Source organism: Alphaproteobacteria bacterium HT1-32 (assembly GCA_009649675.1).
Lineage (GTDB): Bacteria > Pseudomonadota > Alphaproteobacteria > Rhodospirillales > HT1-32 > HT1-32.
The window spans coordinates 293,263-319,283 of record WJPL01000001.1; the positions used below are offsets into that span (position 1 = coordinate 293,263).

Consider the following 26,021-nt stretch of genomic DNA (forward strand, 5'->3'; position numbering starts at 1 on the left):
ATTCCGATTGAATTCCGGCCGGTTGCAGAGATGCCGCTCCGGGTTGAACTGACACAGGGAGACTGGCGTCGGAGTCAGAGAGGCAGGGAGCAAGCTCGAACTACAATCGCTCTCGCCGTTTCTATGAAACGGCTGACGCTACATTTTATCCGGAGAATGTTCTGACCCCGTTCGCAGAGTGAAGGGACGTGGTGGCGGTGCTCTCAGACGAATTCGAACCAGTCTCAGTTAGCAGCCAAACACCGGAGCTTATGCTGCACAAAGCTAACGCCATTCGGCAAGAGCCGTGGTGTGGGCATTGTCAGAGTAAAGCTATGCGCCACCTTCCATCTCCTAAACCTCGCTGGTTTAGGCATTAAATGGCAGGTTGCTTGGCGGTCACCAAACAGGGCGGACTTACAGCAACGAAAACACACGAGATGACCCTATCAAATTTGTTTAATCTGACAATGCCATTGGCGGGAATCGCCCGCGACGGTGCGTCTCAAGGGAAAACGCGTATGCGCAAGCCACTGAATTCTCGCGGGAATTCACAGCCGTTCGGAACTGGCACAGGGAGACAGGTGTCGGTGGCGGTGCTCTCAGACCAATTCGAACCAGTCTCAGTTAGCACCCAGATGCCGGAACAGCATTATAAGAGTAAAGCGATTGCGCCGCCCGCAACCTCCTACCCCTCGTTGGGTTTAGGCACTAAACCGCAGATTACTTCGCGTTGACCAAACAGGGCAGGATTCACAGTGGCGAAAACACACGTGATTAAGCTGTCAGATTAGTTTAATCCGACAATACCTGTGGACCTACCCGCCGAGCACTTGTGGTAACCATAGCGCCATTTGCGGGAAAATGGTGAGGCCGACGGCAGCCAGCGCCATCAACAGAAAGAACGGGGCAGCAGCACGCGCCACTGTGTTGAGCGACTCACCTGTAATGCCTTGCAGAACAAACAGGTTAAAGCCGAGTGGCGGTGTGATGAGACCCATTTCGACCATGATGACCAGAAACACACCAAACCAGATCGGGTCAAAGCCCGCCTGCTGAATAAGCGGAAGCGTAATGGGCAGGGTCATGACGGTTATCGAGATGCCATCCAGAAACAGGCCCAGCACAACGTAAAAGATCCCCAGAAGAAAGATCAGCAGATAGGGCCCCAGATCAAGAGCCGAAATCGCTTTGGCTATCTCGACCGGTACATGCATGAACCCCATCGTCGATGATAGCAGAGCCGCTGCGGACAGGATCAGGCAGATCATGCAGGAAGATTTCACAGCACTCATGATCGCCGTGCCAAACATCCGGAATGAAAACTGACCGAGAATGATCGTCATTATCACGGTTGCCGTGACGCCTATCGCCGCAGCTTCAGAGGGCGTCACCAGCCCGGAATATATCCCGCCAAGAACGGTCACGATGAGAATGACGACCGGAAACAGATAACCAATTGCCCGGAGTTTCCGCCATTCACCCTGCTCTGGCTGTTCCGGCGGTGCCTTGTCCTTATTCCACAGGCACAGCACAGCTATATAGAGGGAATATAATCCGGCAATTGTAAGCCCGGGCACGATACCGGCAATGAACAGTTTCGAAATCGAAACCTCAGCGAGCACGCCATAAATGATCATCAGGATCGAAGGGGGGATCAACAGCCCGAGGCTGCCGGCTCCGGCCAGCGAGCCGACAGTCAGGTTGCGGTCATAGTTTCGTTCAGCAAGTGCCTTGCAGGTCATCTTTCCCACTGTCGCAGTGGTCGCCGTGCTGGACCCGCTGACCGCAGCAAACACTGTGCAGCCGAGAACATTTGTATGCAGCAACCTGCCGGGTATGCCCTCAACAAGCGGAGCGAGTCCCTTGAACAGGCGTTCCGAAATATCCGTCCGGAAAATCAATTCCCCCATCAGGATGAACATCGGTATCGCAGCAAGCTCCCACGCGCTTGAGCTTCGCCAGACAATCCCCTTGGCGATAGCCCCGATACGGTCGATCGGGAAATCCAGCACGATGATCAGAGCCGAGACACTGAGAAGCATCAGCCCGGAGAAAATCCAGACACCCAGCCCGAGATAGAAAACGAGCAGACACAAAACGATGAAGGAGGCGAGGAGAGGGTCCATCAGTTCTGATTCCCCATCGAAAGCGCCCCGCGATTAACGTCGTCACCAGCCTCATCCCCCTCCCCGTCTTCGATAACAGGCCCGCCGGTAGCAACCACCAGCAGATAGGCGCTCAGTCGGAGAAGGAGGATGGTGATACCCGCGGTTACCGCAGCCTCCGGAATCCAGAGCGGGGTTGCAGCGACTGTCTCGCTCACTGTCCCGCGACTGAAATTTCTCAGAACGCTGACCAGAAAATACCAGTTCAACAGTGCCATCACCGCAATGGTCATGACCACGGCGAATACCTCCAGAACCCGACGGCTGCGGCTATTCGGATCAAGCCTGCCGAGGAGAATATTGACGCGGATCAAGGCTCCTTCCTGTAACGCATACCCCGCCCCCAGGAATGTCATGGCAGCCGTTCCGTATCCCACATACTCGTCGAGGGCGAATGTCGATGTCGAAAAAGCACCGCGCAAAACCACTTCTATGACCACATGCGCCGTCATCAGAACCAGTGCACAAGCCGCGATGACGCCACCGGCAGTTGCCAATACAGTCGCAGCCCTGTCGAGCCTGATCGCCAGATTCCGGAAGGGACGAAGGGTCATTTTTCCAATCCAGCCATACAGATATACTTCAGTTCCAGAAAGTCATCGATCCCATACATGGAGCCTTCACGTCCGATGCCCGACTCCTTCATGCCGCCAGCCGGGGCGACTTCTGTCGACATTACCCCGGTATTGACGCCAACCGAACCCGCTTCCAGCGCATCTGCGACACGCCATACCCGGCCAATGTCTCTGGAATAAACATAAGCAGCCAGACCATAGCGTGTGTCGTTTGCAATGCGGATTGCATCAGCTTCGCCGGAAAACTTCATGACTGGAGCAACCGGCCCAAATGTCTCTTCCTGCGTCACGATCATGTCATCAGTGACATTTGACAATACGGTCGGAGGATAAAAGGTTCCGGACGACGTCTGTCGCTCTCCGCCACAGAGCAACCGGGCCCCCTTGGTAACCGCATCGTCGACATGCCGCTGAACCTTTTCAATAGCCTTCTCATTGATGAGCGGCCCCAGGTCAACGCCTGGCTGAAAACCGTTACCAACGTTAAGCTTTCTGGCCGCCGCAGTGAATTTCTCAACAAAAACCTCGTACACGCCATCTTCAACAAGAAAGCGATTGGCACAAACACAGGTTTGTCCGGCCGTGCGGAATTTTGAGGCAATGGCACCGTCAACAGCGGCATCGATATCGGCGTCGTTGAAAACGATGAAGGGCGCATGCCCTCCCAGTTCCAGCGTCACCTTTTTCACCGTATCGGCGCAACGTTTCATCAGCAGTTTGCCGACCGCCGTCGATCCCGTGAAAGATACTTTTGAAACCAGTGGATTTGCCGTCGCTTCATCACCAACGAGCGAAGGAGTGTTTGTGGTGATAACGTTGAAGACACCAGCAGGAAACCCGGCTTCCTCTGCCAGCTTAACCAGAGCCAGTCCGGATAAGGGCGTTGCCTCCGCAGGCTTGAGAACCACCGTACAGCCGGCGGCAAGCGCAGGCGCACATTTGCGTGGGATCATCGCTGACGGGAAGTTCCAGGGTGTCACCGCGAAAACAACGCCGATCGGCTGTTTCTGAACAAGAATACGCCTGTCGGGCGCATATTCCGGTATGATGTCGCCATAAACACGTTTGGCTTCTTCCGCATACCATTCGATGTAGCTTGCACCAAACATGACCTCACCCTTCGCCTCGGCGAGGGGTTTTCCCTGCTCGGCTGTCATGATCTCGGCCAGATGATCAACATGATCGACCACAAGCCTGTGCCACCGCTTCAGAATGGCGGATCGCTCTTTAGCCGTCATCGAGCGCCATCCCGGCTGTGCAGCATGTGCTGCCCTGATCGCCTCACGGGTATCCTCTGCATTCATGTCCGGCACCCTGGCCAGCATTTCGCCGGAGGCCGGATTGCTGACCGGATATGTCGCACCGCTTGCGGCCTTCACCCAGTTGCCATTGATGTAAGCCGAATCATATACCGTGGCTTTGGGGGATGGATTTGAGATGTCATTCATGGTTTGGGTCTAGCTCCGTCTTGTCGGCATCTGAGAGAGAATGGGGGCGGTTCCGATTTGTGGCATCATGCCGAACCGCCCCCGGTTGAGTGTCTGCCCCGGGGGGAAGGGCAGACCGGGAGTTAGTTCGAGGACCGTTCGCGATACGCTTTCATGATCGCCTTGCCGTCGTCACCCATCACCTCGACCCAATCATTCAGCACTGCTTCTGCGGCAGTCTGGAGTTTTGAGATCAACGCTTCAGGGGCCGCAACAACAACAACCTTGTTGTCCTTTAGCACCTTTGCGTTGCGCTCGATCCGCGCCGCAACACGACGCCAGTTTTCAGCCTGGGTTTCCGCCACAGCCTTGTCGAGCGCTGCACGCTGTTCATCTGTCAGGCCATTGTAGGTGTCGAGATTCATATGCGTCATGTTGATGGCAACGCTGTAGGGAACAGCATTGAAATGGGTCAGATGTTCCCAGAACTTGCCGTTGATTCCGCTTTCGTCTGACGTCAGTACCGCATCAATTCCGCCTGTGCTGAGCTGAGGGACAACATCTGCCCAGCTGAGCTGGATCGGAGCGGCGCCGATAGCCTTCAGTGTTCCCAGACCCGCCGCATCGTAGGTCCGGATCTTGAGATTTTTCAGGTCCGCATCATTCTTGATTGCTTTCGATGCCCAGATACCTGTTGGCGTATAGGGCGAGGCATAAAGAAGCTTCTGATTATGCTTCGCGAACACCTTCTCATAATAGGGTTTAGCGACTTCAAACATTGCAACAGCATCGTCAAGGCTAGGGGCCTGAAACGGCATGGCTGACAGTGCGAATACCGGATCAATGCCACTGAAAACACCTGTATAGGTTCCGGCAATCGGCACCGCGCCATCACCGACAGCATCGAAATGATCTTTCGATTTGAACCCAAGCGCGCCGCCAAAATGCGGCGTCACGACGATCTCGCCATTCGAATGCCGTTTCACGGCCTCGACGAAAAATGTATCCGCCTGCCCCACAAGTGATGTCGCGCTGTATTCGTTCGCAAGGTCAAGCTTGACCTCGGCGGATGCGGTACTGGCAATCGAAGCTCCGAATGTGAGCAAACAAGCCATAAGCATATTCGATTTAACGTGCGTCATTTCAGCCTCCTGAAGTTTTCTGTTTGTTTTTCAAGCTCTTCGCCTGAACAGCCCATTACGCGGGGGCTGCCGTGAGCCTCTTTCGATTTGCTATCTGAAGCAGATCAACGTCGCTGCTGAACTCAAGAGGCCCTGTCTCCGGGCTCATGATGTAGGGACAGGCATGCTTGCGACGCGGGTAATTCGGGTCTGGCAGATTGTCATCGACATTGTAGGCGAAATACAGATTGCGCCGGTCATTCTTCGATATGTTCTGCTGTGATCCATGAACCAGCAGACTGCCGAAGATCATCACCGTACCGGCCTTCCCGGTACACTCGACCATGCCACCCTCTTTCGAGAGCCGGTCAACTTCCTCATCCGGCACCACGTGAAGCGCATAACTCGTCGTTTCGGTATCGTACTTCGACCGGATCAGTCCGGCTTTGTGAGAGCCCGGAATAATCCGGAGCGGGCCACTTTCATGTTCCGTATCATCCAGCATCACCAGAACGCTGAGCATTTGCCGATGCGCTCCACTTGGCACACCATCCTCGACCCAGCTGCCATAGTCCTGATGCCACTGGAAGACATCGCCGCGACCCGCAACCTTGTAGTTCAGCCGCGACTGGTAGAGATATGCTTTCTCTCCCATCAACTGGCGCACCGGACCAAAAATTCTCTGCATACTCATTGCCAGGCGACAGGCTTCGGAATCCATTTCGACACACCATGCAGCCCGCAGGGATACGCCATCTTTTTCGTAAACGTTGGCATCTGGATGCCCGCGCTGATCCGTCCGCAATATCTCGGCCTCAGCCTGTAGCAAGCGAACTTCCGCTGGTGTGAGAATGCCATGAAGAACGACATAACCGTCTTCGTCATACTGGCGGACCTGTTCATCAGTTAAGCGCATTTTTTTCCTCCTGTTCTCGGCCTCAAGCGACCCATTCGCTTACAGGCGCATTAGCTTCATGCAGCGGCTGCGACACGATATCGACAAGTGACGGCCCATCGTGCGCCATCGCCTCACCCAGAGCCTTTTTCATCTGTGCCGGGTCTGTAACCGTCCATGCCCGCACACCGTAGGCCTCCGCGATCTTCGCGTGGTCGGTCGTACTGAAATCGACAGAGAAATACCGCTCGTCAAAACCGGACTTCTGTCCGGCCTTGATCCAGCCATAGACACTGTTTGAAATCACAATGAAGGTGATCGGCAGGTTAAGCCGGACCACCGTCTCCATTTCACCAATCGTGAAACCGAAACTCCCGTCCCCCATGACAGCGACACTCTTTGCCTGCGGCCGCCCGAGATGGGCACCGACAACGGCCGAAAGTGAATAGCCGAGGGCACCGTGAGCCCGGTTGGTGATGAAATTCCGACCGGTAGACGTCACCGGCAGGAAAGCGGAGAGGTAAGGACATGGCGTTCCCGGATCAGCGACAACAACGCTGTCCCTGGGCAGAACTTCCGACAATTCGGAGACAAAACGTTCCGGCTTGATCGGAAGATCCTCTGACATCGCCAACTGCTGGAAATCTTGTGCCTTGGAGGATTTCGCGGAACGGATTTCTTCCTCAACAGACTTGAAGTCACTCACAGCACGCGGAAGACCCGCAACAGCCGTCCGCAACTGTGCGAGCGACAGCCGGGCGTCGCCAACAAGGGCAGCCTCGGTACGATAGTTAGCCCCGATAACCGTCGGGTCGACATCAAGATGAACAATCTTTGCGCTGGCATTCGGAAAGCGCCAACGTTCGGTCGTAACGGATCCCGCACGGCAGCCGATGAACAGCACAACATCAGCCGATCCCACAATTGACCGGGTTTGCGGCGTGCCGCCGTTGCTGCCTACAACCCCGACCGCGAGCGGATGATTGTCAGAGACTGCCCCCTGACCACTGATCGTTGTGGCGATCGGCATCCCCAGAAGTTCAGCCAGACCGACCAGTTCGGCCTCAGCGCCGGAGATGACAACGCCACCACCGCAAACCACAACGGGGCGCTCCGCACGGCACAGAACCCTGGCGGCAGCATCAATCGATTCAGGATCAGCCGCGACACGACGTGACGGATAATGACCAAGGGACGGATCAGCCCAGACGTCTGATTCTTCAACCTCTCCGGTCTGAACATCATATGGCAGCCCGATATGCGCGGAACCCGGATTACCTGTCGTCATCTCGACAAACGCTTTCCGAAAGGTGCGGGGCACGTCAACCGACCGGTTGATGACGTCATTCCATTTGGTCAGCGGCCGGAAAAGCGACTTCTGGTCAAGTTCAGTGAGCGTGAAACGGTTCCGGGAATTGACAGCAACGTCCGTCGTAATTCCGAGAACGGGAATCGACGACTCCCCTGCCTCTACAAGGCCGGGCAGGATATAGGTTGCACCGCCGCCGCTCGGCCCTTCACAAACACCAACCTTTCCTGTGACACGGGCATAGGCGTCGGCCATGTATCCGGCAGAACGCTCATCCCGGCACAGAACATGCCTGATACCACGATTGTTTCGAGCCATCGCATCATAGAATGGCAGGCTTGTGTCGCCACATAGTCCGAACAGATGTTCAACATCGTGAGCTTCAAGCATACGGACAACTGCTTCACCCCCGGTAATTTTCTTCGTCATCAGCCTTATTTCTCCTCGTTATCAGGCTTGAATTTCTTCAATGAATATCCGCGCGAAGCCTTCTTTGATGACTTCGCGGATCTGGTCTACGCGACGGGATATATGGCCAGCGACAAGTTGCTGGCAGCGCCCCTCATCGCGTTGTCGAACGGACTCGATTATTTGCAGATGCTCGCTGTCGGTTTGCCTCAGACGTCCATCCATATCGACCCAGCGGGCAAAACGAATCCGACCATTTATGTTTTTGAGCATGCGGACGACCTCACCGTTATCGGATAAAGCTGCGAGTCGCTCATGAAACAGTTCGTCGACATCAAGCTGCGCCATCATGTCAGCGCCAAATCGTTTGGCCCCCTCGTTCCGGCAGAACGCCTCGAGCTCACTGATCCGGTCGTCACTGGCACGCTGAATGGCCAGCTTCGTTGCAAAAACCTCGAGCTCGCTTCGTAACTCATACAGATCAACCAGTTCTCTCACTTCGAACGACCGGCTTCGAAAGCCCCGCCGGGCCTCAAACGTGAAGAAGCCCTCACTGGCGAGCCGGTTAAGCGCTTCGCGTAACGGCGTCCGGCTGACATTCAGTCGATGCGCCAGCTCTACCTCGTTGAGCGACGCTCCGGGACGCAGCTTGTACATCATCGCCAGCTCCCGGATTTCCCGGTAGGCACGATCCGCGACCGATTCTTTTAAAGAAGGCTTTCTGGGTTGCATTCTTTTAAATATCCTAATTGATATATTTAATTGTATACATTTTTATATTCTCGTCAATATGCTGATATGAATTTTCAAATTCGCGAGAAACCAGACAACGAAAGAGGACTTAACCATATGAGAATATTGATTTTTGGCGGCGGAAAAATGGGTGCCGCATTTGCTGCCGGGCTTAATCAGGCAAAAAATAAATCTGCAGAGATTGTCGTCGCCGACCCGATGTCAGCGCTACAAAGCCAACTGGAGGACGAGGGAATCCGTGTCGTCAGGTCTGTTGATTCGCTGATCGGGGACGGCTGGTTTCCCCGTCATGTGATCTGCGCCGTAAAACCAGACATTGCCTTGAATGTCCTCGCAGACAACGCTGGTTTCATCAGCAAGGCTGAAACACTGATTTCGCTGGCTGCAGGTATTTCACATGCGGCACTTATGTCGATACGACCCGGACCGGCTCATTGTATCCGGGCAATGCCGAATATGCCGGTGATGACCGGACAGGGAGTCATTGGCGCGGTCTGCTCACGATCCTTTCCAGATACATTACGGACTGAAATCGAGTTATTGCTGACCCCGCTAGGGAAACTGTTCTGGCTTGCAGACGATGAAGCCGTCGACACCCTCACTGCAATCAGCGGCAGCGGGCCGGCCTACATATTTCATTTCGTTGAAGCTTTGAGTCAGGCAGCGCAGAAGCTGGGAATGTCGGCGGAAGAGGCGAATGAGATCGCGAAACAGACACTGATCGGCGCAACCAGCATCCTGATGGAATCTGACCGGTCCCCGACAGATCACCGGAATGACGTGACCAGTCCGAATGGCACAACGGCGGCAGCTCTGGCTGTGCTCATGTCTGAAACGGGCCTTGAACCCCTCCTCACCAAGGCCACCCAGGCCGCTTTCCGGCGCGCTCAGGAAATCGCTTCAGAGATCGAATGACCTTGCATTGGCCATCCCCTGTGACTGCTATATATACAGATACATGGCGAAGATGACGAAAACTCAGAACAAGAAACCAGCAGCAAGCAGCGGTGCCGAGCGTGCCTATGCAGCCATCAAGCAGCTCGCTATTAGTTATGGATTTCCCCCCGGCCAGAACATCAACGAGAAGCAACTCTCTGAACAGTTTGGCGTCAGCAGGACTCCTATACGCGAGGCCCTTAACCGGCTTGCTGTCGAAGGTCTTCTGAAATTCATACCGAACAAAGGCTATTCGGCACGGGACCTGAACGTTACCGAGATTGTCGAATTGTTCGAAGTTCGTCTGGCACTCGAGATTGCCGCTTTCCGCTATGCCGTTGACCGGGCAACGGACGAGGAAATCGCTTCTCTTCGCAAGCACTGGCGAAATCTCGGGGAATCCTACGAAGGCATGACAATAAGTGAAATCACAACCAACGATGAAGATTTTCACGAACGTCTGGCCGCCCTTTCAAATAACAAACAGCTTCTGCATTCAATTCGCCAGATTGCAGAGCGCATCCGGTTCTGTCGTGTCATAGACCTTGAAAACCGGACCCGACATGGCCCTCTGTATGACGAACATATTGATATACTGAATGCTCTTGAAGCGCGGGATGCAGACTCCGGTGCCAAGGCACTGAAGGATCATATTGCCATGAGTCGCGACAAGGCACTGGAAGTCATCAAGGAAGGGCTCGCCCGGATATACCTGCGCGGTCAGGAACTGGATACGCAGGACTGATTTTTAAGCAGAAGGCTGATGGGGCCAGATAGTCTCATGACGTTTCATAACCTCCTCTGGGTCTCCCCTCACCCCCAACTCTGCATCCACCGTGGTTGGTCAAATATTACGATTCTAAATTCCGGACATACTGACGCAAATAAGCATCCTGACAGTTAGCCTGTCAGGGATTCTGTTTGTGATTTCTGCCGGACAAGATCCAGAGCCACGTCAACAATCATGTCTTCCTGTCCGCCAACCATCCGGCGGCGCCCCAGTTCGACCAGTATCTCGCGGACATCAATTCCATGTTCGTTTGCTGCTTTTTCTGCATGGCGCAGAAAAGAGCTGTAAACGCCGGAATATCCTAGGGTCAGGGTTTCGCGATCAACGCGGACCGGTCGATCCTGAATAGGACGAACTAGATCTTCTGCCGCATCCTGCAGCTTGAAGAGATCACAGCGGTGGTTCCACCCATAGCGGTTGGCAACAGCGACAAAGGCTTCCAGCATGCAATTTCCTGCTCCGGCTCCCTGTCCGGCCAGCGAACAGTCAACTCGACGGGCGCCGCTTTCCACCGCCACAACCGAGTTGGCGACCCCGAGAGACAGATTGTCATGGGCGTGAATGCCGCGCTGGGTCTTCGCATCAAGGACCGCATCATAAGCTTCGAACCGTTCCCGGACTCCCGGCATTGTCAACGCCCCGCCGGAATCAGTGACATAAACGCAATGTGCACCGTACTCCTCCATCAGCGCGGCTTGTCGGGCAAGTTCCGCAGGCTCGGTCATATGAGACATCATCAGGAAACCGGACACATCCATCCCGATCTCCCGGGCAAAGGCGATATGCTGGGCTGCGATGTCGGCTTCTGTTGAATGCGTGGCAATCCGCACCGATGTCACCCCAAGGTCAAAGGCCCGTTGAAGGTCTTCCATCGTCCCGATACCCGGGATCAGCAAGGTGGTGAGCTTTGCCCGCCTGCAAACCGTGGCGGCAGCTTCAATCCAGCGTAAATCCGTATATCGGCCAAATCCGTAATTCAGACTTGAGCCGTTCAGCCCGTCACCATGCGCAATCTCGATCGCATCGACACCAGCCTCATCCAGTGCCTCGGCGATCGCCCGAACCTGGCCCAGATCATACTGGTGGCGAATGGCATGCATGCCGTCCCTCAGGGTAACATCCTGAATATACAGATCGATCTTTTCACCCGCACTCATGAGGCATCTCCCGTCCAGCCGCGAAGTTCAGCTATCTTCTCGCCGGTTTTAAGGGCTGCCGAGGTCATGATGTCGAGATTTCCAGCATAAGCTGGCAGATAATGCCCGGCTCCCTCGACCTCCAGAAATGCGGTGACCTTCAGTCCGCTGAACGGTTTGTCATCATCTGGAATCTGCATAGGGTTATTATCTCCGATCCGTTCGATCTGAACCTCCTGCTTGAGCCTGTAGCCCGGTACATATTGCTGCACAGCCCGTACCATATCGTTGACAGATTTCCGGATCGCCTCCGGGTCCGCATCCGCACAGAGACAAAAGACGGTATCGCGCATGACGACGGGAGGTTCTGCCGGATTAAGAATGATAATTGCCTTGCCCCGCCGGGCACCACCAACCACCTCAATCGCCCGCGATGTGGTCTCCGTGAATTCATCAATATTGGCCCGCGTGCCCGGACCGGCTGACCGTGAGGAAATGGAGGCGACAATCTCACCCCAGGCCACAGGCGAAACCCGGTTGACCGCCGCAATGATCGGGATTGTTGCCTGTCCGCCGCATGTCACCATGTTCACATTCGGAGCCTCCAGATGCTCCGCAAGATTGACCTCGGGAATGACATAAGGACCGATTGCAGCCGGTGTCAGGTCAATCACCTGTTTGCCATGACGTTGTAAAATCGTGTCATGATCTGAATGTGCGCCTGCGGATGTCGCATCGAAAACTATCCGGATGGTGGCAAACTCCGGCATATCGAGCAGTCCCTGAAGACCAGTAGAACTGACCCCGATTCCCATATTCCTGGCTGTCTCCAGTCCGGACGAAGACGCATCAATACCCACCAGCGCCGTAACCTTCAGAATGTCTGAGAGCTGTCTGACCTTCAGCATCAGGTCAGTCCCGATGTTTCCCGACCCGATGATCGCACAATCCACTTTCTGACGGGTCATGACTGTTTCTCCCTGCTTATCCGTTCCGGCATTACATCTGCTGCATTGTCTGGTTTCATTCCCCCGTCTCCCACGGTGAGTTCGGGCCATCGAGAATATGCTGATCCTTCGATTGGGACGGTGGGCCATATCGCAGGCCAGCCTTCGTTCTTGAGAACTTGATCGGTGATGCAATGCCTCTGTAGTCAGGGCCTTCAACAATCATTTCCCGGGCCGCCGTCTGCTCCTCAGCGAGAGAAGCACCAACCGAGAGCACCGGACCGGCCGGGACCGACTGCCGCAACAGCTCGTCGCAGATCTGTTGCCCGTCAAGTTCCCTGAAGACTGCCTGCAATTCGTCAAACAGTTCATGTTTGTACTTCACACGATTGCTGTTGGTGGCAAACCGGTCATCCGTTGCAAGTTCTGACCGACCAACAACATCTGTCAGCTTGCGAAACTGTCCGTCATTTCCGATGGCGATAAAGATGTCCCCTGACTTCGTTTCATACTTGTCGCAGGGGGCCAGGTTAGGATGGGTGTTGCCCAGCGGCGTCGGGGTCACACCATTCATCAGATAATTCGGAGCATGAGGATGCAGCATCGCCAGCGCACAATCATGAAGCGTCATGTCGATGAATTGCCCCATACCGGAGCGGTGCCGCTCATTCAGCGCCATCAGAATGGCGATTGCCGAATAAAGTCCGGTGGACAGATCAACAATTGGCGTGCCGATCTTGGTTGCGCCGCTCTCTGCCGTGCCGTTCACACTCATCAGACCAGACATTGCCTGTATGACAGCATCATAGCCCGCCATGCCTCCCATCGGGCCGGTCGAACCAAACCCGGATATCCGGCAATAAATCAGGTCAGGCCGCGACTTTGAGATCGCATCATAACCAAGCCCCCAGCTTTCCATTGTTCCCGGCTTGAAATTTTCAATCACCACATCAGCGCCATCCAGCAGGCGTTCCAGACGAGAGCGATCTGCGTCATCTTTCAGATTCAGAGTTACCGAACGCTTGTTTCTGTTAATCCCGACGAAGTAGCTGGAACCGCCGGCAACATCATCAAATGGCGGTCCCCACTTGCGTGTTTCATCGCCTGCCGGAGGTTCAATCTTGATCACATCGGCACCATGGTCTGCGAGAATCATCGTGCAATAAGGTCCAGCCAGAACCCGACTGAGATCAACAACCCGGACACCGGTCAGAGACCCACCAGCACCCTCCCTGTCAGAAGGGGTCGCCATTATATCTGTCACGGCATCAGACTTCATGGCCGGGCATCCTCTTCGTCAGTTGTATGGGCAGGTCCGGCACCATCACCCTCAGGTTCAAAAGCAAGCCGGTTACCGTCCTGAAAGACGGCGGTTACAGACATTCCTACCGGCAAGTATTCCGCATCACCAAGAACCGTCGAAAGAATGACAGGCCCTTCTTTCAGCCGGACCATCGCCACATTGTAAGGCGGGTCGACCTCAGCGGTGTAGCGGCGGTGATAAATGGCGAGAGCGACCAAGATGCCCTGACCGCTTGCTGCTTTCCATTGAATGCGGTTTTCGTCGGCCCGGTCCATCTCATGGAGTGCCATGAACGATCCGGCGGCGTTGTCGAACGGTAGCATCAGCCGCCCCTGCCGAATGGCTTCGAGAAACTGTTTACCCGGCGTCGCCATCACAACACCTCATGCGGGCTGACGACCAGCGTCGCGTGATATTCTAGGCAACCACCTGAATTAGATACAAACAGCAGGTCATGCCGGTCGACCTGTCGTTCTCCGCCAGCATCACGCGCCTGCACAACCGCCTCCAGCAGTGGTGTTGCACCCTGCAGGTAGCCGCCAGACAGATGCCCGCCTCCCGTATTCACCGGCAACCGGCCTCCCGGCGACGTTTCCCCGGCAGCAACGAATGCCGGTGCTGTGCCAGGCGCACAAAAGCCAAAGTCCTCCAGCCCATAAAGTCCGGAAAATGAAAAGGCATCATAAAGCTGGCAGATATCGATATCCTGATGCGAGACACCGGCCATAGCCAGTGCCCGGTCAGCCGCCGACCGCGCGCCGGTTTCTCCGCCATCACACAACGCATAGAGGGCTGAGCGGGCACCATGTCCCTGCCCCATACCATGCAGGTAAACCGGAGCGGAGAGGCCGGATGTTGCGTCTTCAATATCCGAGACGACAAATGCAACGGCACCGTTCAGCGGATAGGCACAATCAAACAGCCGGATCGGTTCAACGACAAAAGGGGACGCAAGATAATCATCAAGCGACAGCGGGTTGCGCAGGAACGCGTCCGGGTTCAGACCGGCCCAGTTCCGGCAGGCCATCACATAAGGGGCAAAAGCATCATCCCCCAGACCGTAGCGAGCCTTGTAAGCCGACGCAGCGAGGGCATATGCACCCATTGCCCCATAACAGCCATAGCGTTCTTCCCATCCCGGGAGATTCATGATCCGGGATGGCCGGGCAAAGGTCTCTCCCGCACCGGTATCCGCGCCGATCGGGGTGTCACCGAATACACAGACGACCTTTCTGGCAACACCAGACTTGATCGCCATTGTTGCATGCTGCACCGCCTGCAGCATTGTTGTCCCCTTACCTTCCGTCACGCACAGCAGGTTAAGGGTTCCCAGATCAAGCATATGCCGGAATGCCAGCGTCAGCGCAGAACGCTCAAGAATATCGCTCTGACCCAGAATCAGACCATCGACGTCTGCCATTTCAATACCGGCATCCTCAACCGCATTGATAACAGCCGTCCGGACATGGTCACTGACCGGCGGTCCGGGTTTACGTGAGAAGGTACTTTTACCATACCCCACGATTGCCGATTTTGCCTGTCTTGTCATAAGAGAGACGACCAGTTCATCAGATAATGAAGGCAAGAGTCGGGATTGGCGCACCAGCCATGACCAGTTCAACCCGCTTCAGGGCTATTTCAAACGAGTCTTCCACCTGACGCAGGTGATAACGCACGCGACCCGGCCAGACATTCAGGGTTCCCGTGGACTGATTCTGAAATTCATAGACGACAAAATTTCCCTCAACCCGAAACATCTGCTGATCATGCCGTTCGACAACAAGGTTTGAAATCATCCGCCGCATCGCGGATCGGGGGGCCTGACTGTGGCGTGTACCCGTACGCAACTGCCGCAGGCGTGTCGCCAGTCGTGACCGGTTGTCATTGATAATCGACACATCACGGTCCGGGTCTGCATCCTCCGGATTAACCGGCACCCAGTAATGCATGTCATCCGCCAGCAGTTCTTCCCATTCATCCCAGCGGCCTTCGTCAGCAAGCTGACATTCCCGATAAATGAAGTCAGCGACGGTGCGGTATTCGGCTTCTGTAAGTTTCTGCATTTTCAATCCATAAGACTTCAGTATCCCGGCATATCCGGGCTGTGGGGATCAGGCGGTGAACAATGACCTGTAATGTTCCCAGAAGCCGCGGTTGGAAGCCTCATCGGAATAATGGGATTCGACAACACCTGCCGGGTTCACTTCCTCACGATGCTGACCGCGGCTGATATCCAGCCATCCTGGCGACCCGCCGGTTGCCCGCCACTGACGCTCGGCAATAACCGCATCATCGGCCGTCAGAAAGGCGGATGGCCCCAGCGCCACTTCACCCTGACGCAGAATTCTCCGGTTCAGTGCTTCCGGGACATCTTTCAGATAGAGCGGGGTATGCCAGTTGACCGTCTCTCCGACAGAGGTTGGCTGGATCATCACCAGACAGGTTTCCGCCAGAAACAGGTTCGGGAAGATAAAGGTATGTGGCGGCCCCCTGCGCATGATCTCAAAGGCCTGATCCTGTCCGTAAGCCTCATTCATAGCGGAGACATAATCCGGGTAACGGTCCGGCTTCACGCCGAGCCAGGTCATCGGTTCCGAATAGGTACGTTCATAATCAAGCTCTGTATGCCCTCCCCCCAGATAACGGCAGACTGCTTCGACCTTATCCTCACTATCCTGAAGAATACTGTCATACTTGCCCTGCCGGTTGATGGCCTTTGCAAAGGAATCATGGACGAAGGTGACGTGATATCCGTCCGCCTCATTCTCTGACAGCATCTTCCAGTTTGCCCGGAACAGGTGACGAACCCATGTCCGTCCGAGTTCAACCTCCCCGCTCGGGGACAGATTGGCTGCGCGGTCAAGGGCCTGTCTGGCTTCACCCAGATAATCCTCCAGAGAAGGCGGTGATTCATTGAAAGTGGCAAAAACAAAGCCCCGGTAGCTGGCAACCTTTGCTGTTTTCAAACCGCTGGCATTACGATCGAGGTCCTTGCAGCCCTCAGGAAACGGCACATCGACAAGATCACCGTTCTGGGCAAACACCCAGCCATGATACGGACAGGAAAAGGCACGCTTCACCCCTCTCTCCGGCGCACAGACAAGATTGCCACGATGGCTGCACCGGTTGACCAGAACATGAATGCCAGTCCGGGCCCGCGTTACGATCACAGGCTGTAATCCTACTGTCCGCCGAAGGAACGATCCGTTTTCCTTAAGCTCTGACTCATGGGCCACAAAAACCCAGGCCTTTTCGAATATCTCCGACATCTCGCCGGCAAAAAATTCCGGATCGGTATAGAGCGAGCTGTGAATGCGTCCGCTTTCAACAAGTGTCTGGATCTTCTCGGCAGTATGGCCCGGCATCATTCTGATCCTTCATTCATGGTTGCGGGGCGGGCATAAAGACGGCCCTCCTCAACTTTCGTCTCATAAACCCTGATCGCTTTGGTACAGGGAAAAGCTGTTGGCTCACCAGTCCGCAAATCAAACTTGCCACCGTGATAGGGACATTCAATCTCGGCCCCCTCGATAAATCCGTCAGCCAGCGAAGCGGCACCATGGGAACAACGGTCATCAACGACATGGAATGTCGTATCCACCCGGAACGCGGCCACGGCTGAATCCGCACCGGTTTCCAGCCGAAAGCCCATATCTTCAGGTATTTCTGCAATATCGCAGACGGCAAACCATTCCTGATCCAAAACAACTTCTCCCGACATTCTTTCGTTTCGTTCTGCGACTTCAGGCTGCGGCATCAATCACGCTCTCTGTCAAAGGCTGCGACTGATTTCTGATCGCTGTCCGGTCCAGCACGGCCGCATCCCGTATCATCCGGTTTAAAAGACGGAACTCGCGGGGATTATTCAGACAGGTGGCACCCACAACCCGGTTACCATCAAGATGTACAATTGCCCCCTGATGCGAGGCGAGATTTCCCCGCATCTCGATATCATCTGATGTTACATTGCCACACATCTGAAAACTAATGCCGAACTGGTCCGTCCAGAACGATGGAACAACCGGTTTCGTAACCTCAAGACCGAGCATGGCCTGCGCTGCACGCATGCCCTGCATGTTGGCTTCCGCCCAGGATTCTGATCGAAACTGTCGCCCCAGATATGGCTCATAATAATTGGCAACATCACCCGCAGCATAAATATCGGGGTCCGATGTCCGGCAGTCATTATCTGTCAGGACGCCATTTGAAACCTCAAGGCCGGACTGTTCGGCCAGCTCTGCATTTGGCACAACACCAATAGCGGCAACGACAAGGTCAGCAGCAATCTCAGTTCCGTCATTCAGACTAACTGAGCCGTCAGAGACCGCCTTGACGGCAGAGTTGAATCGCACCCGAACACCCCGGGACAGGTGGCAATCACGCAGCAGATCACTCGTCATTTGGCAGACTGCCCGTGCCAACAGGCGACTTCCCGCTTCGATCACCGTCACTGTGATACTCCGCTCGGCAGCAACTGCCGCGATCTCCGTGCCAATGGCACCACCACCGATGATGACAAGATTTCGACAGAACTTCAGCCGGTCTGCCAGCGCCAGCGCATCTTCAAAGTTACGAAGATACAGGATGTTTTCGCCACCACTGACATCAGGCAAGGTCCGGGCTCGCGCACCTGTCGCAATCAGCAGTTTGCCATAGCTGTGGGAGTCGCCGGTTGCCGTCTCAATCCGATGTTTCTTCCGGTCAATTTTGATAACTCTGCTTCCCAGTCGAAGATCAGTCGCCGGATGCCGATAATCACTGTCCGGTATCACCAGCTGAGGCTCCGAGAGCCCGCCTTCCCGCAGACACTCTTTAGAAAGCGGCGGGCGCTCATAGGGGAGGTGGCTCTCTTCCGAGAAAAGCGTCACCGGTAATTCCGGAGCCAGACTCCGCACAGCAGCAAATGCCCGTGCCGCAGCCTGGCCGCCCCCGACAATTGTAATATCAGATGAAACAGACATGCCCGGCTCTCCGTATTCAGCGCTTATCCCGGGACCATCTGAGGATTGCCGTTCGCGCTTCAGCTGTTCCGTCTTCCAGACGGGCAGACAGATCCAGAACATCCCCTTTGAGCTCGAATGTTCGTTTCTGCACAGACCCGACCCAGTTAGGGAAAATACTGTACCGGACCTTGTGCTCGACCGTGTTTCCAACGACCTCAAATGTCCCGCTGTAGGACAGATAGCCATTATAGGCATCCGCTTTCTCGCGATCGTCAGCGTTCCACTGTCCGCCTGTTGTAAAATTCTGCCGGTCAGGCCGTACGATGGTACAGCACATATAACCGGCAGCCTGATAGTCGAGAAAACCTTCAGGGTTTTCCCCGAACGGGTGGATCAGCCGACCGTCATCATATTCCTGATACCAACTTACAATATTCCAACGGTCAATCATCTGACTGGTCATCGTTTCAAACCTCTGTTTTGAATTCTCGTGGTGTTGTTCCGGCGAAGATCATGCTGCTTCCACAGCCCGCCCCATCAGGGCGCAGACAGAAACTCCCCCAGAATTTTGTTGAACTGCTCAGCCTGTTCGATTTGTACCCAGTGGCCGCAACGATCAATTCGCTCCAGCCTCGCATTCGGCAAAAGGCTGACCAGACGCTCGGAGGCTGCGAACGGAATCACTTCGTCTTCATAGCCATGAATGAGCAGAACCTGGTGTCTGATCTGTCGCAGAACTTCAGGGTCCTGAGCCAGCGCCTCAATCCATCGCTGTCTCGGCGCCGGGAACAAAGCAGAGAACCGTTCCTGCACCCCCGGCCGGACACTGGCCCGATAGCGCATTTCAACGAGATCATCTGAAATCATGTCCTTGTTGGCGACAAACACCCGCAACAGATGGCGCATCGCATCATGGGACGGCTCATACCCCCATACCGCGTCAAGCCCGTCGGTCAGCGGAAAGCTGACACCAACGGCCCCCATGAGCACAACCTTGTTGCATCGGTCCGGATAACGACGCACGAACTCCAGGGCAATGGATCCGCCGAATGAATTGCCGACGATACTGAATGTCGGGACATCCAAAGCATCAACCAGCAGCAACAACTGCTCTGCCCAGTAAGCCGTTGAACAGGAAACATCACTGGCCGTTGATGTATATCCAAAGCCAGCCATATCCGGGGCGATAACCCGGAATTCCTTTGCCAGCCCCGGGATCACACCTCGCCAGTTTGCCCAACCCGTCACACCCGGGCCTGACCCGTGAATGAGAAGCACAGCCTCACCCTCACCAAGATCGTGATAATTTATCTTCAGGTCACCGACCTCGATCGACTTGCCAATCTCTGGTGTATCTGACGTTGAATTTACGGACATGACTGGATCACCCATCACTTTGTTCTAGCGGCTGAAGAATATCGAAAACGGTGAAAAACCGGCGATACAAACGTCAAAGCGATCGCCCGCTTCAACAGCGACCATCGGGCCAAGTGCGCCCGACAGGACAAGGTCACCTGCCTTCAGCGGCCTTCCGACCGATATCATCTTGCGCGCCAGCCACTGGACTGCGTTCAGCGGCGTCCCCAGACAGGCGGCCCCAACACCCAGAGAAACATCTTCCCCACTCCGCGAGAGCGTCATGCCACACAAACGCAGATCAAACTCACCAAGAGAATGAGGATCACTACCAAGCACATAACCGCCGCCAGAGGCATTATCGGCGATTGTATCAACCAGCCGGATATCCCAGTTTGCGACCGCACTATCGACAATTTCCACAGCGGCAAACACAGAATCGACAGCGCCAGACAGACCCTGAACCGTAATATCCGGGTCATTTATGTCACGCCCCATACGGAAAGCGATTTCCACTTCTACTTTCGGCTGCATGAAAGCAGAAATCGGAATTTCGGCACCCGGCTGAAAACCACCGTCTTCCCAGAGCATGCCAAAATCCGGCTCGTCGACGCCGAGCTGTTGCTGCACCGCGACAGAAGTCAGACCAATTTTCCTGCCAGCCAGAACACGGCCATCCGCAATATACCTCCGCGTATTTTCTTCCTGAACATCATAGGCATCTGCGGGCGAACTGATCGCATACGCATCCCTTACAGGCCCGGTAGGTTTGAGCGCCCGTCGCGCTTCAAACAAGGCATCAGCCGCACCAGAAATATCGCCCATTTAGAATTTCTCCCTTAGAAAACAGCCCGAAAGGCATATTTATTCATTCATATTTCTCATTATGAGATAAATCTTATTATTAATTTATGTCAATGACAAAAAATACCTTGTGTTTCATATTTTGGGATTATAGCGTTTTATAAATCAAATGAGGTACGAGAATGAATTTGCATGCCCTCGGCTATATTGGCGTCGGATCAAAGCGTCTGGCGGACTGGAAAGAATTCGGCTCCAGAATCGTCGGCCTGCAATGTGCTGAGGAAACCGGCTCTCTCATTGGCTTCAGAATGGATGACCGAAAGCGACGGATCATCGTTGACCAGGAGACCGCCGGTGGATCATGTTTTTTCGGCTGGGAGGTTGCCGGCCCCACCGAAATGGAAGCTATGGCAGCCCATCTGGAGCAGTCAGGCGTTAGCGTTACCAGAGAACCGGATTATATTTCGGAGTCCCGGTGCGTGAGCCAGGTACTGTCCTTTTCAGACCCCGCAGGCAACCGGCTTGAGGTCTTCCACGGAGCACAGACCGATGACAATGGCTTCACACCCGGTCGTACCATCTCGGGATTCCGGACTGGCGCGCTCGGACTTGGTCATGCTGTTCTGACCGTCGAGAGAATCGACGACATCTTACCTTTTTACCGGGATGTTCTCGGTTTCGGGCTGAGCGACTACATGCTCGCCCCCTTCAAAGCCTTTTTCCTTCACATCAATCCAAGACATCACAGCCTGGCCCTTATCGAGACCGGAAAGAACGGTGTTCATCATGTCATGATGGAGCATTATTCTCTTGATGATGTCGGACAGGCCTATGACCTCGCAATCGCCAAGGACTGCGTGAATGTAACACTGGGCCGTCATTCGAACGACTACATGACCTCCTTTTACGCCAGAACCCCCTCTCCCTTCATGATTGAATGCGGCTGGGGCGGACGTGAAATCGATCCCCACAACTGGACCGCCAAACAATATCATGAAGGCCCCAGCCTATGGGGACACGAGCGCACATGGCTACCACCGGAAGTTCGGGCACAGGCACAGGAAATGCGCATTGAGGCAGCCGCCAATGGCATTCGCCATCCCGTTCAGGTTATCAAGGGAAACTATGACGTAATGTCAGGTGAATGCCCGGAGGCAGCAGAATGAATTCCTCCCCACAGTTTCTCTCTCCCTTACACCAGAGCAATCAACAGGTCGGTTGAAGATGTCCAGTTTGACCAGAATGTTAGCCATTCTCGATGAATTTACGGTCAGTTCATCGGTGCTCAGTGCCGAAGACATAATGTCCCGGCTGTCCTACAGCCGTGGCACGGCCTACCGCTATCTCCGCGAACTGACGGCGGCGGGTCTTCTGACAAGCGTCGGCGGAGCCTATGCACTGGGACCACGGATCATTGAGCTGGATTTTTCAATTCGCAGCAGTGACCCCTATATCAAGATTGTTCAGCCAATCATGCGCAGCCTGAGTGACAGGCTGGACTGCGATATCCTGATGTCGAGCTACTATCAGGGTCGCGTCATTGTTCGCCACCATGAACGGGGCAACGAAGAATTCACAATGAGTTACGGTCGTGGCCGTCGAATGCCATTGTTCCTTGGGGCACCCTCCAAGATCATCCTGGCATCTCTGCCAAAATCAAAACTCCAGAAACTATTTGAAGATAATATCGAACAGCTTTTCGGGTCAGAATTCAGTGATGACTGGGATGAATTCTATAAGCAGATCAAACGCATCAGACGGCAGGGCTTTGCTCTGTCCAGAGGCGAGCTTGACGAAGGAAATGTCGGCGTCTCCGCGCCCCTGAAGACAGATCCCCCCAGCAGCCTCACTTTCGTTTTTTCCCGAACCCGGTTCGAAATTGCGGATGAAAAGCGGGTTGGGGAAATCATCCTGAGCGCAAGCGAACAGGCAAACAGCCTCATCGCCCAGATGGAGAGCGGCGCTGACAACCCTGTCCAGTGGCTCGATACCAGCAAGCGGGCGGGCTGATCATGTCATCCATCCCACCTGTCAATCACATCACCTGCCGGACAGGATGCATACAATGAGCCAGCAACCCGACAAGCCCGGAGGGCCGCTCAATACCATATCCCGATGGCTCGTTGCAGTTTCCGGTGTCGCGCTGGTTGCGATGATGCTCCATATCGTTGCAGACATTTCCCTTAAATATCTGTTCAGGCATCCGATCCCCGGTACAACCGAGATTGTTTCTGCGATCTATATGGTCTCAATCGTTTTTCTGCCGCTGATGGCAGTGACACTGATCGACAGTCACATCAGTGTCGAGTTTTTCACAAAGTTCCTGAAGCCATCTACCGCCCGCAGGCTGAACGCTGTCGTTCTTCTGATCACCTTCATCATCGTCAGCGTCTTTTTCTTTGCTGCCTTTGATCAGGCCTTAAGGAAAACGGCATCCGGAGAATCCTGGGAAACCGCAGATGGCTATATCGCAATCTGGTACAGCCGCTGGCTTGTGCCAGTCGGGATCGGGTTCTGCGCAATTGCATTTGGAAGAAACCTGCTGCGCGCCATCGCAGCACTCAGAAAAGAACAGCCATAACGGCGACAGACAAGGCCCGAAGAGGCCTTCAAAGGGAGGACATCGTGTCCAGTTTAACTGTCGGATTTGTCGGCATTGCCGCCGCACTCATTCTCATCGCGGTCCGATTCCCCATCGGTATTGCACTGGGTGCGACGTCATTGATTGGCATTGCAATGATACGCGGCCCAGTTGCTGGCTACGCCATGCTGCGGGACGAACCGTTCACAACCGCGGCACATTTCTCATTATCTGCCATTCCCATGTTCATCCTGATGGGTGCCTTCGCAAATTTCGGGGGGTTGAGCGCCGGACTGTTTCGCGCGGCCCGTTCATGGTTGTCTTTTCTGCCCGGCAGCCTGGCCATCGCCAGCAACATGGCCTGCGCAGGATTCTCAGCGGCTTCCGGATCATCGCTGGCGACCACAGCCGCAATTGGCAGGATCGCCATTCCGGAAATGCTCGCTGCCGGATATAACAAGGGCCTCGCCTCAGGCAGTGTCGCCGCCGGGGGCACCCTCGGCGTCATGATACCACCAAGCCTCGTCTTCATCATTTACGGCATTTTTGCCGAAGTCTCGATCAGCGACCTGTTCATTGCCGGTATCATTCCCGGCTTACTGACCCTTATCGTCTATTGCCTGATGATCGGACTGCGCTGCCATTTCAATCCAGCACTCGCGCCCCGATCCGACCTGTCCGAAAGCTGGGGAGACCGATGGCGTTCGCTCGGTCAGGTCTGGCCTATTATCTGTCTCGTGATAGCTGTAATCGGCGCGATCTATGCCGGCATAGCTACACCAACAGAAGCTGGCGCCCTCGGCGCCTTCTGCGCAATTGTAATTTCAGCCCTGAATGGCCGCCTCTCTCGCAGCATGTTTTCCGACAGCCTGCATGAAACCGTAACCACCACGGCGCGGGTTTTCTTCATCGTCATCGGGGCTGTCCTGTTCAGCCGGTTCATGGCGCAGGCCGGTGTCGCACCCTACCTGGCGCAGTTGATTGTCGATAACGACCCAAGCCCCTGGACAATCATTTTCATGGCAGCCGCCCTGTTTCTGCTGCTTGGCATGTTCCTCGATACACTGGGGCTCCTGCTGCTCACGCTGCCTTTGCTGATTCCAATGTTTGAGGCCGCCAATCTCGACCTGATCTGGCTAGGCGTTCTTACCGTCAAATTCGTCGAAATCGGCATGATCACGCCACCGGTCGGCCTGAACGTCTATGTACTCAAAAGTATTGTCGGCGAGAAAATACGACTGGAGACAATATTCTCCGGGGCAGCATGGTTCATCCTCTGCGAAGTATTTATCTGCGCAGCACTGATCGCGTTTCCATCACTTTCTCTTTTCCTCGTCAACACTATGCACAACTGATCCAAAGGGAGGTAACTATGAATAAGTTTATCAAAACAAACTCATCTGGTTTTGCATCATATCGGCTACCCGCGGCACTAATTGGAGGGCTGGCCCTGATAGGTCTCGCTTCTCAAAGCGTGCAGGCAAAGGAAATCACTTTTGCCTCCTATCTGCCGCCGTCACATCTGATGAACAAGGAAGCGCTGCCCAGCTTCTTCAAGGCAGTAACCGCAGCAAGCAACGGAAGCATCACATTCAATCATGTTCCCGGTGCCCAGCTTTTTGATAACAAGTCATCCATTACGGCAACGGGAGAGGGCCTTGCTGACGCAACAAATGCGTTGTCTGCCTATGCCCCCAATCAGCTTCCGCACTTCAACATACTGTTTGATATGGTTGCTTTCGTGGAAAACCCACTGGCTGGTGCCGGCGCAGCCCTCGAAACCGTTCTGCTGGATTGCCCTGAATGTCAGGCAGATTTCAAGCAGCACGGCGTGACCATTCTCGGCACCTACGCAACATCGAACTCCGGCCTATTCTGCACGAAGGTTGTTTCCAGCGCCGAAGACATCAAGGGGCTGAAAGTTCGGGTATCCGGATCAGGCGGCCGCCTTGCCCGGCATCTCGGTGCCACACCCGTTCGTGTATCACCGGCAGATCTGGTGACATCACTCGAACGCGGCAACATCGATTGCGTACTCGGCCCGCTGGCCTGGATCAGCTCCTACAACCTGTTCGATACGATCAAATCAATTGTGTCCTATCCTTTCGGTGCCTTTCCAAACGCCATCTCGGTCGCCTTCAACACAGACAGCTGGAATACACTCGACAAGGATCAGCAGCAGGCATTCATGAAATCCCTGCCAGCCCTGACCTATGACCTGGTCATCAAGGGATATGTCGAAGGGCATGACGCCGCCCTAAAGACAGCGGCAGAAAAAGGCATCTCCGTCCTGACCGGTCAGAGTGAATTCGCCCAGACAGTGGCTGACTATAAAAACAAGGATGAGGCTGTGATCGCTGAAACGGCCAGTAAGTTCGGAGTCAAAAACCCCGAACAGATCATCAGCCAGTTCAAGAAGAACCTCGACAAATGGAATGCCCTGTTGACCGGAGATACGATCGACAAAGCAGCTTATGAAAAAGTCCTCTGGGATGAAATTTATTCAAAGATCAAATAGCCAGCAGACCTGCATGATCTTGTGAAACACCCCGGGAGGACAAAGCTCCCGGGGTTATTTTTGTTGCTATGG

At 54.7% G+C, this 26,021-nt stretch carries 26 protein-coding genes; 7 read left to right on the forward strand and 19 right to left on the reverse strand.

Annotation, left to right across the window (positions count from 1 at the left end; genetic code table 11):
- Positions 1-797: 797 nt before the first annotated feature.
- The 7 genes from GH722_01360 to GH722_01390 all read right to left on the reverse strand — a co-directional run bounded on the left by GH722_01360 (position 798) and on the right by GH722_01390 (position 8,614).
- A complete protein-coding gene (locus GH722_01360; GenBank protein ID MRG70403.1) occupies positions 798-2,108 on the reverse strand; it encodes a TRAP transporter large permease subunit in 1,311 nt (436 codons plus the stop codon).
- Positions 2,108-2,701, reverse strand: a complete 594-nt coding sequence (locus tag GH722_01365) for a TRAP transporter small permease subunit (protein ID MRG70404.1) — start codon at positions 2,699-2,701, stop codon at positions 2,108-2,110. Before GH722_01365 ends, GH722_01360 begins: the two co-directional genes overlap by 1 nt.
- Positions 2,698-4,170, reverse strand: a complete 1,473-nt coding sequence (locus GH722_01370) for a succinate-semialdehyde dehydrogenase (GenBank protein MRG70405.1) — start codon at positions 4,168-4,170, stop codon at positions 2,698-2,700. Before GH722_01370 ends, GH722_01365 begins: the two co-directional genes overlap by 4 nt.
- A gap of 122 nt (positions 4,171-4,292) precedes the next feature.
- Positions 4,293-5,291, reverse strand: a complete 999-nt coding sequence (locus GH722_01375) for a C4-dicarboxylate ABC transporter substrate-binding protein (protein MRG70406.1) — start codon at positions 5,289-5,291, stop codon at positions 4,293-4,295.
- A 55-nt stretch (positions 5,292-5,346) separates the two neighbouring features.
- Complete coding sequence (locus tag GH722_01380) at positions 5,347-6,186, reverse strand: ectoine hydroxylase EctD (GenBank protein ID MRG70407.1); 840 nt, start codon at positions 6,184-6,186, stop codon at positions 5,347-5,349.
- A 22-nt stretch (positions 6,187-6,208) separates the two neighbouring features.
- Positions 6,209-7,903, reverse strand: a complete 1,695-nt coding sequence (locus tag GH722_01385; GenBank protein ID MRG70408.1) for a thiamine pyrophosphate-binding protein — start codon at positions 7,901-7,903, stop codon at positions 6,209-6,211.
- A 21-nt stretch (positions 7,904-7,924) separates the two neighbouring features.
- On the reverse strand, positions 7,925-8,614 hold the full coding sequence (locus tag GH722_01390; GenBank protein MRG70409.1) for an FCD domain-containing protein: 690 nt from the start codon (positions 8,612-8,614) through the stop codon (positions 7,925-7,927).
- 66 nt (positions 8,615-8,680) lie between these two features.
- On the opposite strand from GH722_01390, the gene proC reads away from it, so the two are divergent.
- The gene (proC, locus tag GH722_01395) at positions 8,681-9,550 is read left to right on the forward strand and encodes a pyrroline-5-carboxylate reductase (protein ID MRG70410.1); all 870 of its coding nucleotides are present in this window, start codon (positions 8,681-8,683) and stop codon (positions 9,548-9,550) included.
- Positions 9,429-10,316 (forward strand): FCD domain-containing protein, encoded by an 888-nt coding sequence (locus tag GH722_01400; GenBank protein MRG70411.1) that lies wholly within the window; start codon positions 9,429-9,431, stop codon positions 10,314-10,316. The genes proC and GH722_01400 overlap by 122 nt, the downstream gene beginning before the upstream one ends.
- Before the next feature lie 155 nt (positions 10,317-10,471).
- On the opposite strand, the gene dmpG is transcribed toward GH722_01400, so the two are convergent.
- The 12 genes from dmpG to GH722_01460 form a co-directional block, all read right to left on the reverse strand.
- Positions 10,472-11,518 (reverse strand): 4-hydroxy-2-oxovalerate aldolase, encoded by a 1,047-nt coding sequence (gene dmpG, locus GH722_01405; protein ID MRG70412.1) that lies wholly within the window; start codon positions 11,516-11,518, stop codon positions 10,472-10,474.
- Positions 11,515-12,465, reverse strand: coding sequence for an acetaldehyde dehydrogenase (acetylating) (locus GH722_01410; protein MRG70413.1), 951 nt, complete (start codon positions 12,463-12,465; stop codon positions 11,515-11,517). The genes dmpG and GH722_01410 overlap by 4 nt, the downstream gene beginning before the upstream one ends.
- 55 nt (positions 12,466-12,520) lie before the next feature.
- A complete protein-coding gene (locus GH722_01415) occupies positions 12,521-13,696 on the reverse strand; it encodes a CoA transferase (GenBank protein ID MRG70414.1) in 1,176 nt (391 codons plus the stop codon).
- Between the two features lie 23 nt (positions 13,697-13,719).
- Positions 13,720-14,121, reverse strand: a complete 402-nt coding sequence (locus GH722_01420; protein ID MRG70415.1) for a hypothetical protein — start codon at positions 14,119-14,121, stop codon at positions 13,720-13,722.
- Entirely contained in the window at positions 14,121-15,296 is a 1,176-nt protein-coding gene (locus tag GH722_01425; GenBank protein MRG70416.1) for a thiolase family protein, read from the reverse strand. Before GH722_01425 ends, GH722_01420 begins: the two co-directional genes overlap by 1 nt.
- 19 nt (positions 15,297-15,315) lie before the next feature.
- A complete protein-coding gene (locus tag GH722_01430) occupies positions 15,316-15,810 on the reverse strand; it encodes a hypothetical protein (protein MRG70417.1) in 495 nt (164 codons plus the stop codon).
- A 48-nt stretch (positions 15,811-15,858) separates the two neighbouring features.
- A complete protein-coding gene (locus GH722_01435; GenBank protein MRG70418.1) occupies positions 15,859-17,112 on the reverse strand; it encodes a Rieske 2Fe-2S domain-containing protein in 1,254 nt (417 codons plus the stop codon).
- Positions 17,112-17,468: a Rieske 2Fe-2S domain-containing protein gene (locus GH722_01440; protein ID MRG70419.1), complete on the reverse strand. Its 357-nt coding sequence runs from the start codon at positions 17,466-17,468 to the stop codon at positions 17,112-17,114. Before GH722_01440 ends, GH722_01435 begins: the two co-directional genes overlap by 1 nt.
- A 22-nt stretch (positions 17,469-17,490) precedes the next feature.
- Entirely contained in the window at positions 17,491-18,810 is a 1,320-nt protein-coding gene (locus GH722_01445) for a phenoxybenzoate dioxygenase (GenBank protein MRG70420.1), read from the reverse strand.
- On the reverse strand, positions 18,725-19,153 hold the full coding sequence (locus GH722_01450) for a hypothetical protein (protein MRG70421.1): 429 nt from the start codon (positions 19,151-19,153) through the stop codon (positions 18,725-18,727). The genes GH722_01445 and GH722_01450 overlap by 86 nt, the downstream gene beginning before the upstream one ends.
- Positions 19,154-19,227: 74 nt before the next feature.
- Positions 19,228-20,067, reverse strand: coding sequence for an alpha/beta fold hydrolase (locus GH722_01455; protein MRG70422.1), 840 nt, complete (start codon positions 20,065-20,067; stop codon positions 19,228-19,230).
- Positions 20,068-20,091: 24 nt separating this feature from the next.
- Positions 20,092-20,871: a 2-keto-4-pentenoate hydratase gene (locus tag GH722_01460; protein MRG70423.1), complete on the reverse strand. Its 780-nt coding sequence runs from the start codon at positions 20,869-20,871 to the stop codon at positions 20,092-20,094.
- A 161-nt stretch (positions 20,872-21,032) separates the two neighbouring features.
- Between GH722_01460 and GH722_01465 the strand changes: the two genes are divergently transcribed.
- Genes GH722_01465 through GH722_01485 form a run of 5 tightly spaced genes read left to right on the forward strand, consistent with a single transcriptional unit; the run spans position 21,033 to position 25,949 of the window.
- Positions 21,033-22,016, forward strand: coding sequence for a biphenyl 2,3-dioxygenase (locus GH722_01465; GenBank protein MRG70424.1), 984 nt, complete (start codon positions 21,033-21,035; stop codon positions 22,014-22,016).
- A 58-nt stretch (positions 22,017-22,074) separates the two neighbouring features.
- Positions 22,075-22,860: a helix-turn-helix domain-containing protein gene (locus tag GH722_01470; protein MRG70425.1), complete on the forward strand. Its 786-nt coding sequence runs from the start codon at positions 22,075-22,077 to the stop codon at positions 22,858-22,860.
- 46 nt (positions 22,861-22,906) lie between these two features.
- Complete coding sequence (locus GH722_01475; GenBank protein MRG70426.1) at positions 22,907-23,431, forward strand: TRAP transporter small permease subunit; 525 nt, start codon at positions 22,907-22,909, stop codon at positions 23,429-23,431.
- A 44-nt stretch (positions 23,432-23,475) separates the two neighbouring features.
- Positions 23,476-24,786, forward strand: a complete 1,311-nt coding sequence (locus GH722_01480) for a TRAP transporter large permease subunit (protein MRG70427.1) — start codon at positions 23,476-23,478, stop codon at positions 24,784-24,786.
- Positions 24,696-25,949 carry a hypothetical protein gene (locus tag GH722_01485; protein MRG70428.1) on the forward strand — a complete coding sequence of 418 codons (1,254 nt, stop codon included), beginning with the start codon at positions 24,696-24,698 and terminating at the stop codon, positions 25,947-25,949. Before GH722_01480 ends, GH722_01485 begins: the two co-directional genes overlap by 91 nt.
- The last annotated feature ends 72 nt before the right edge of the window (positions 25,950-26,021 follow it).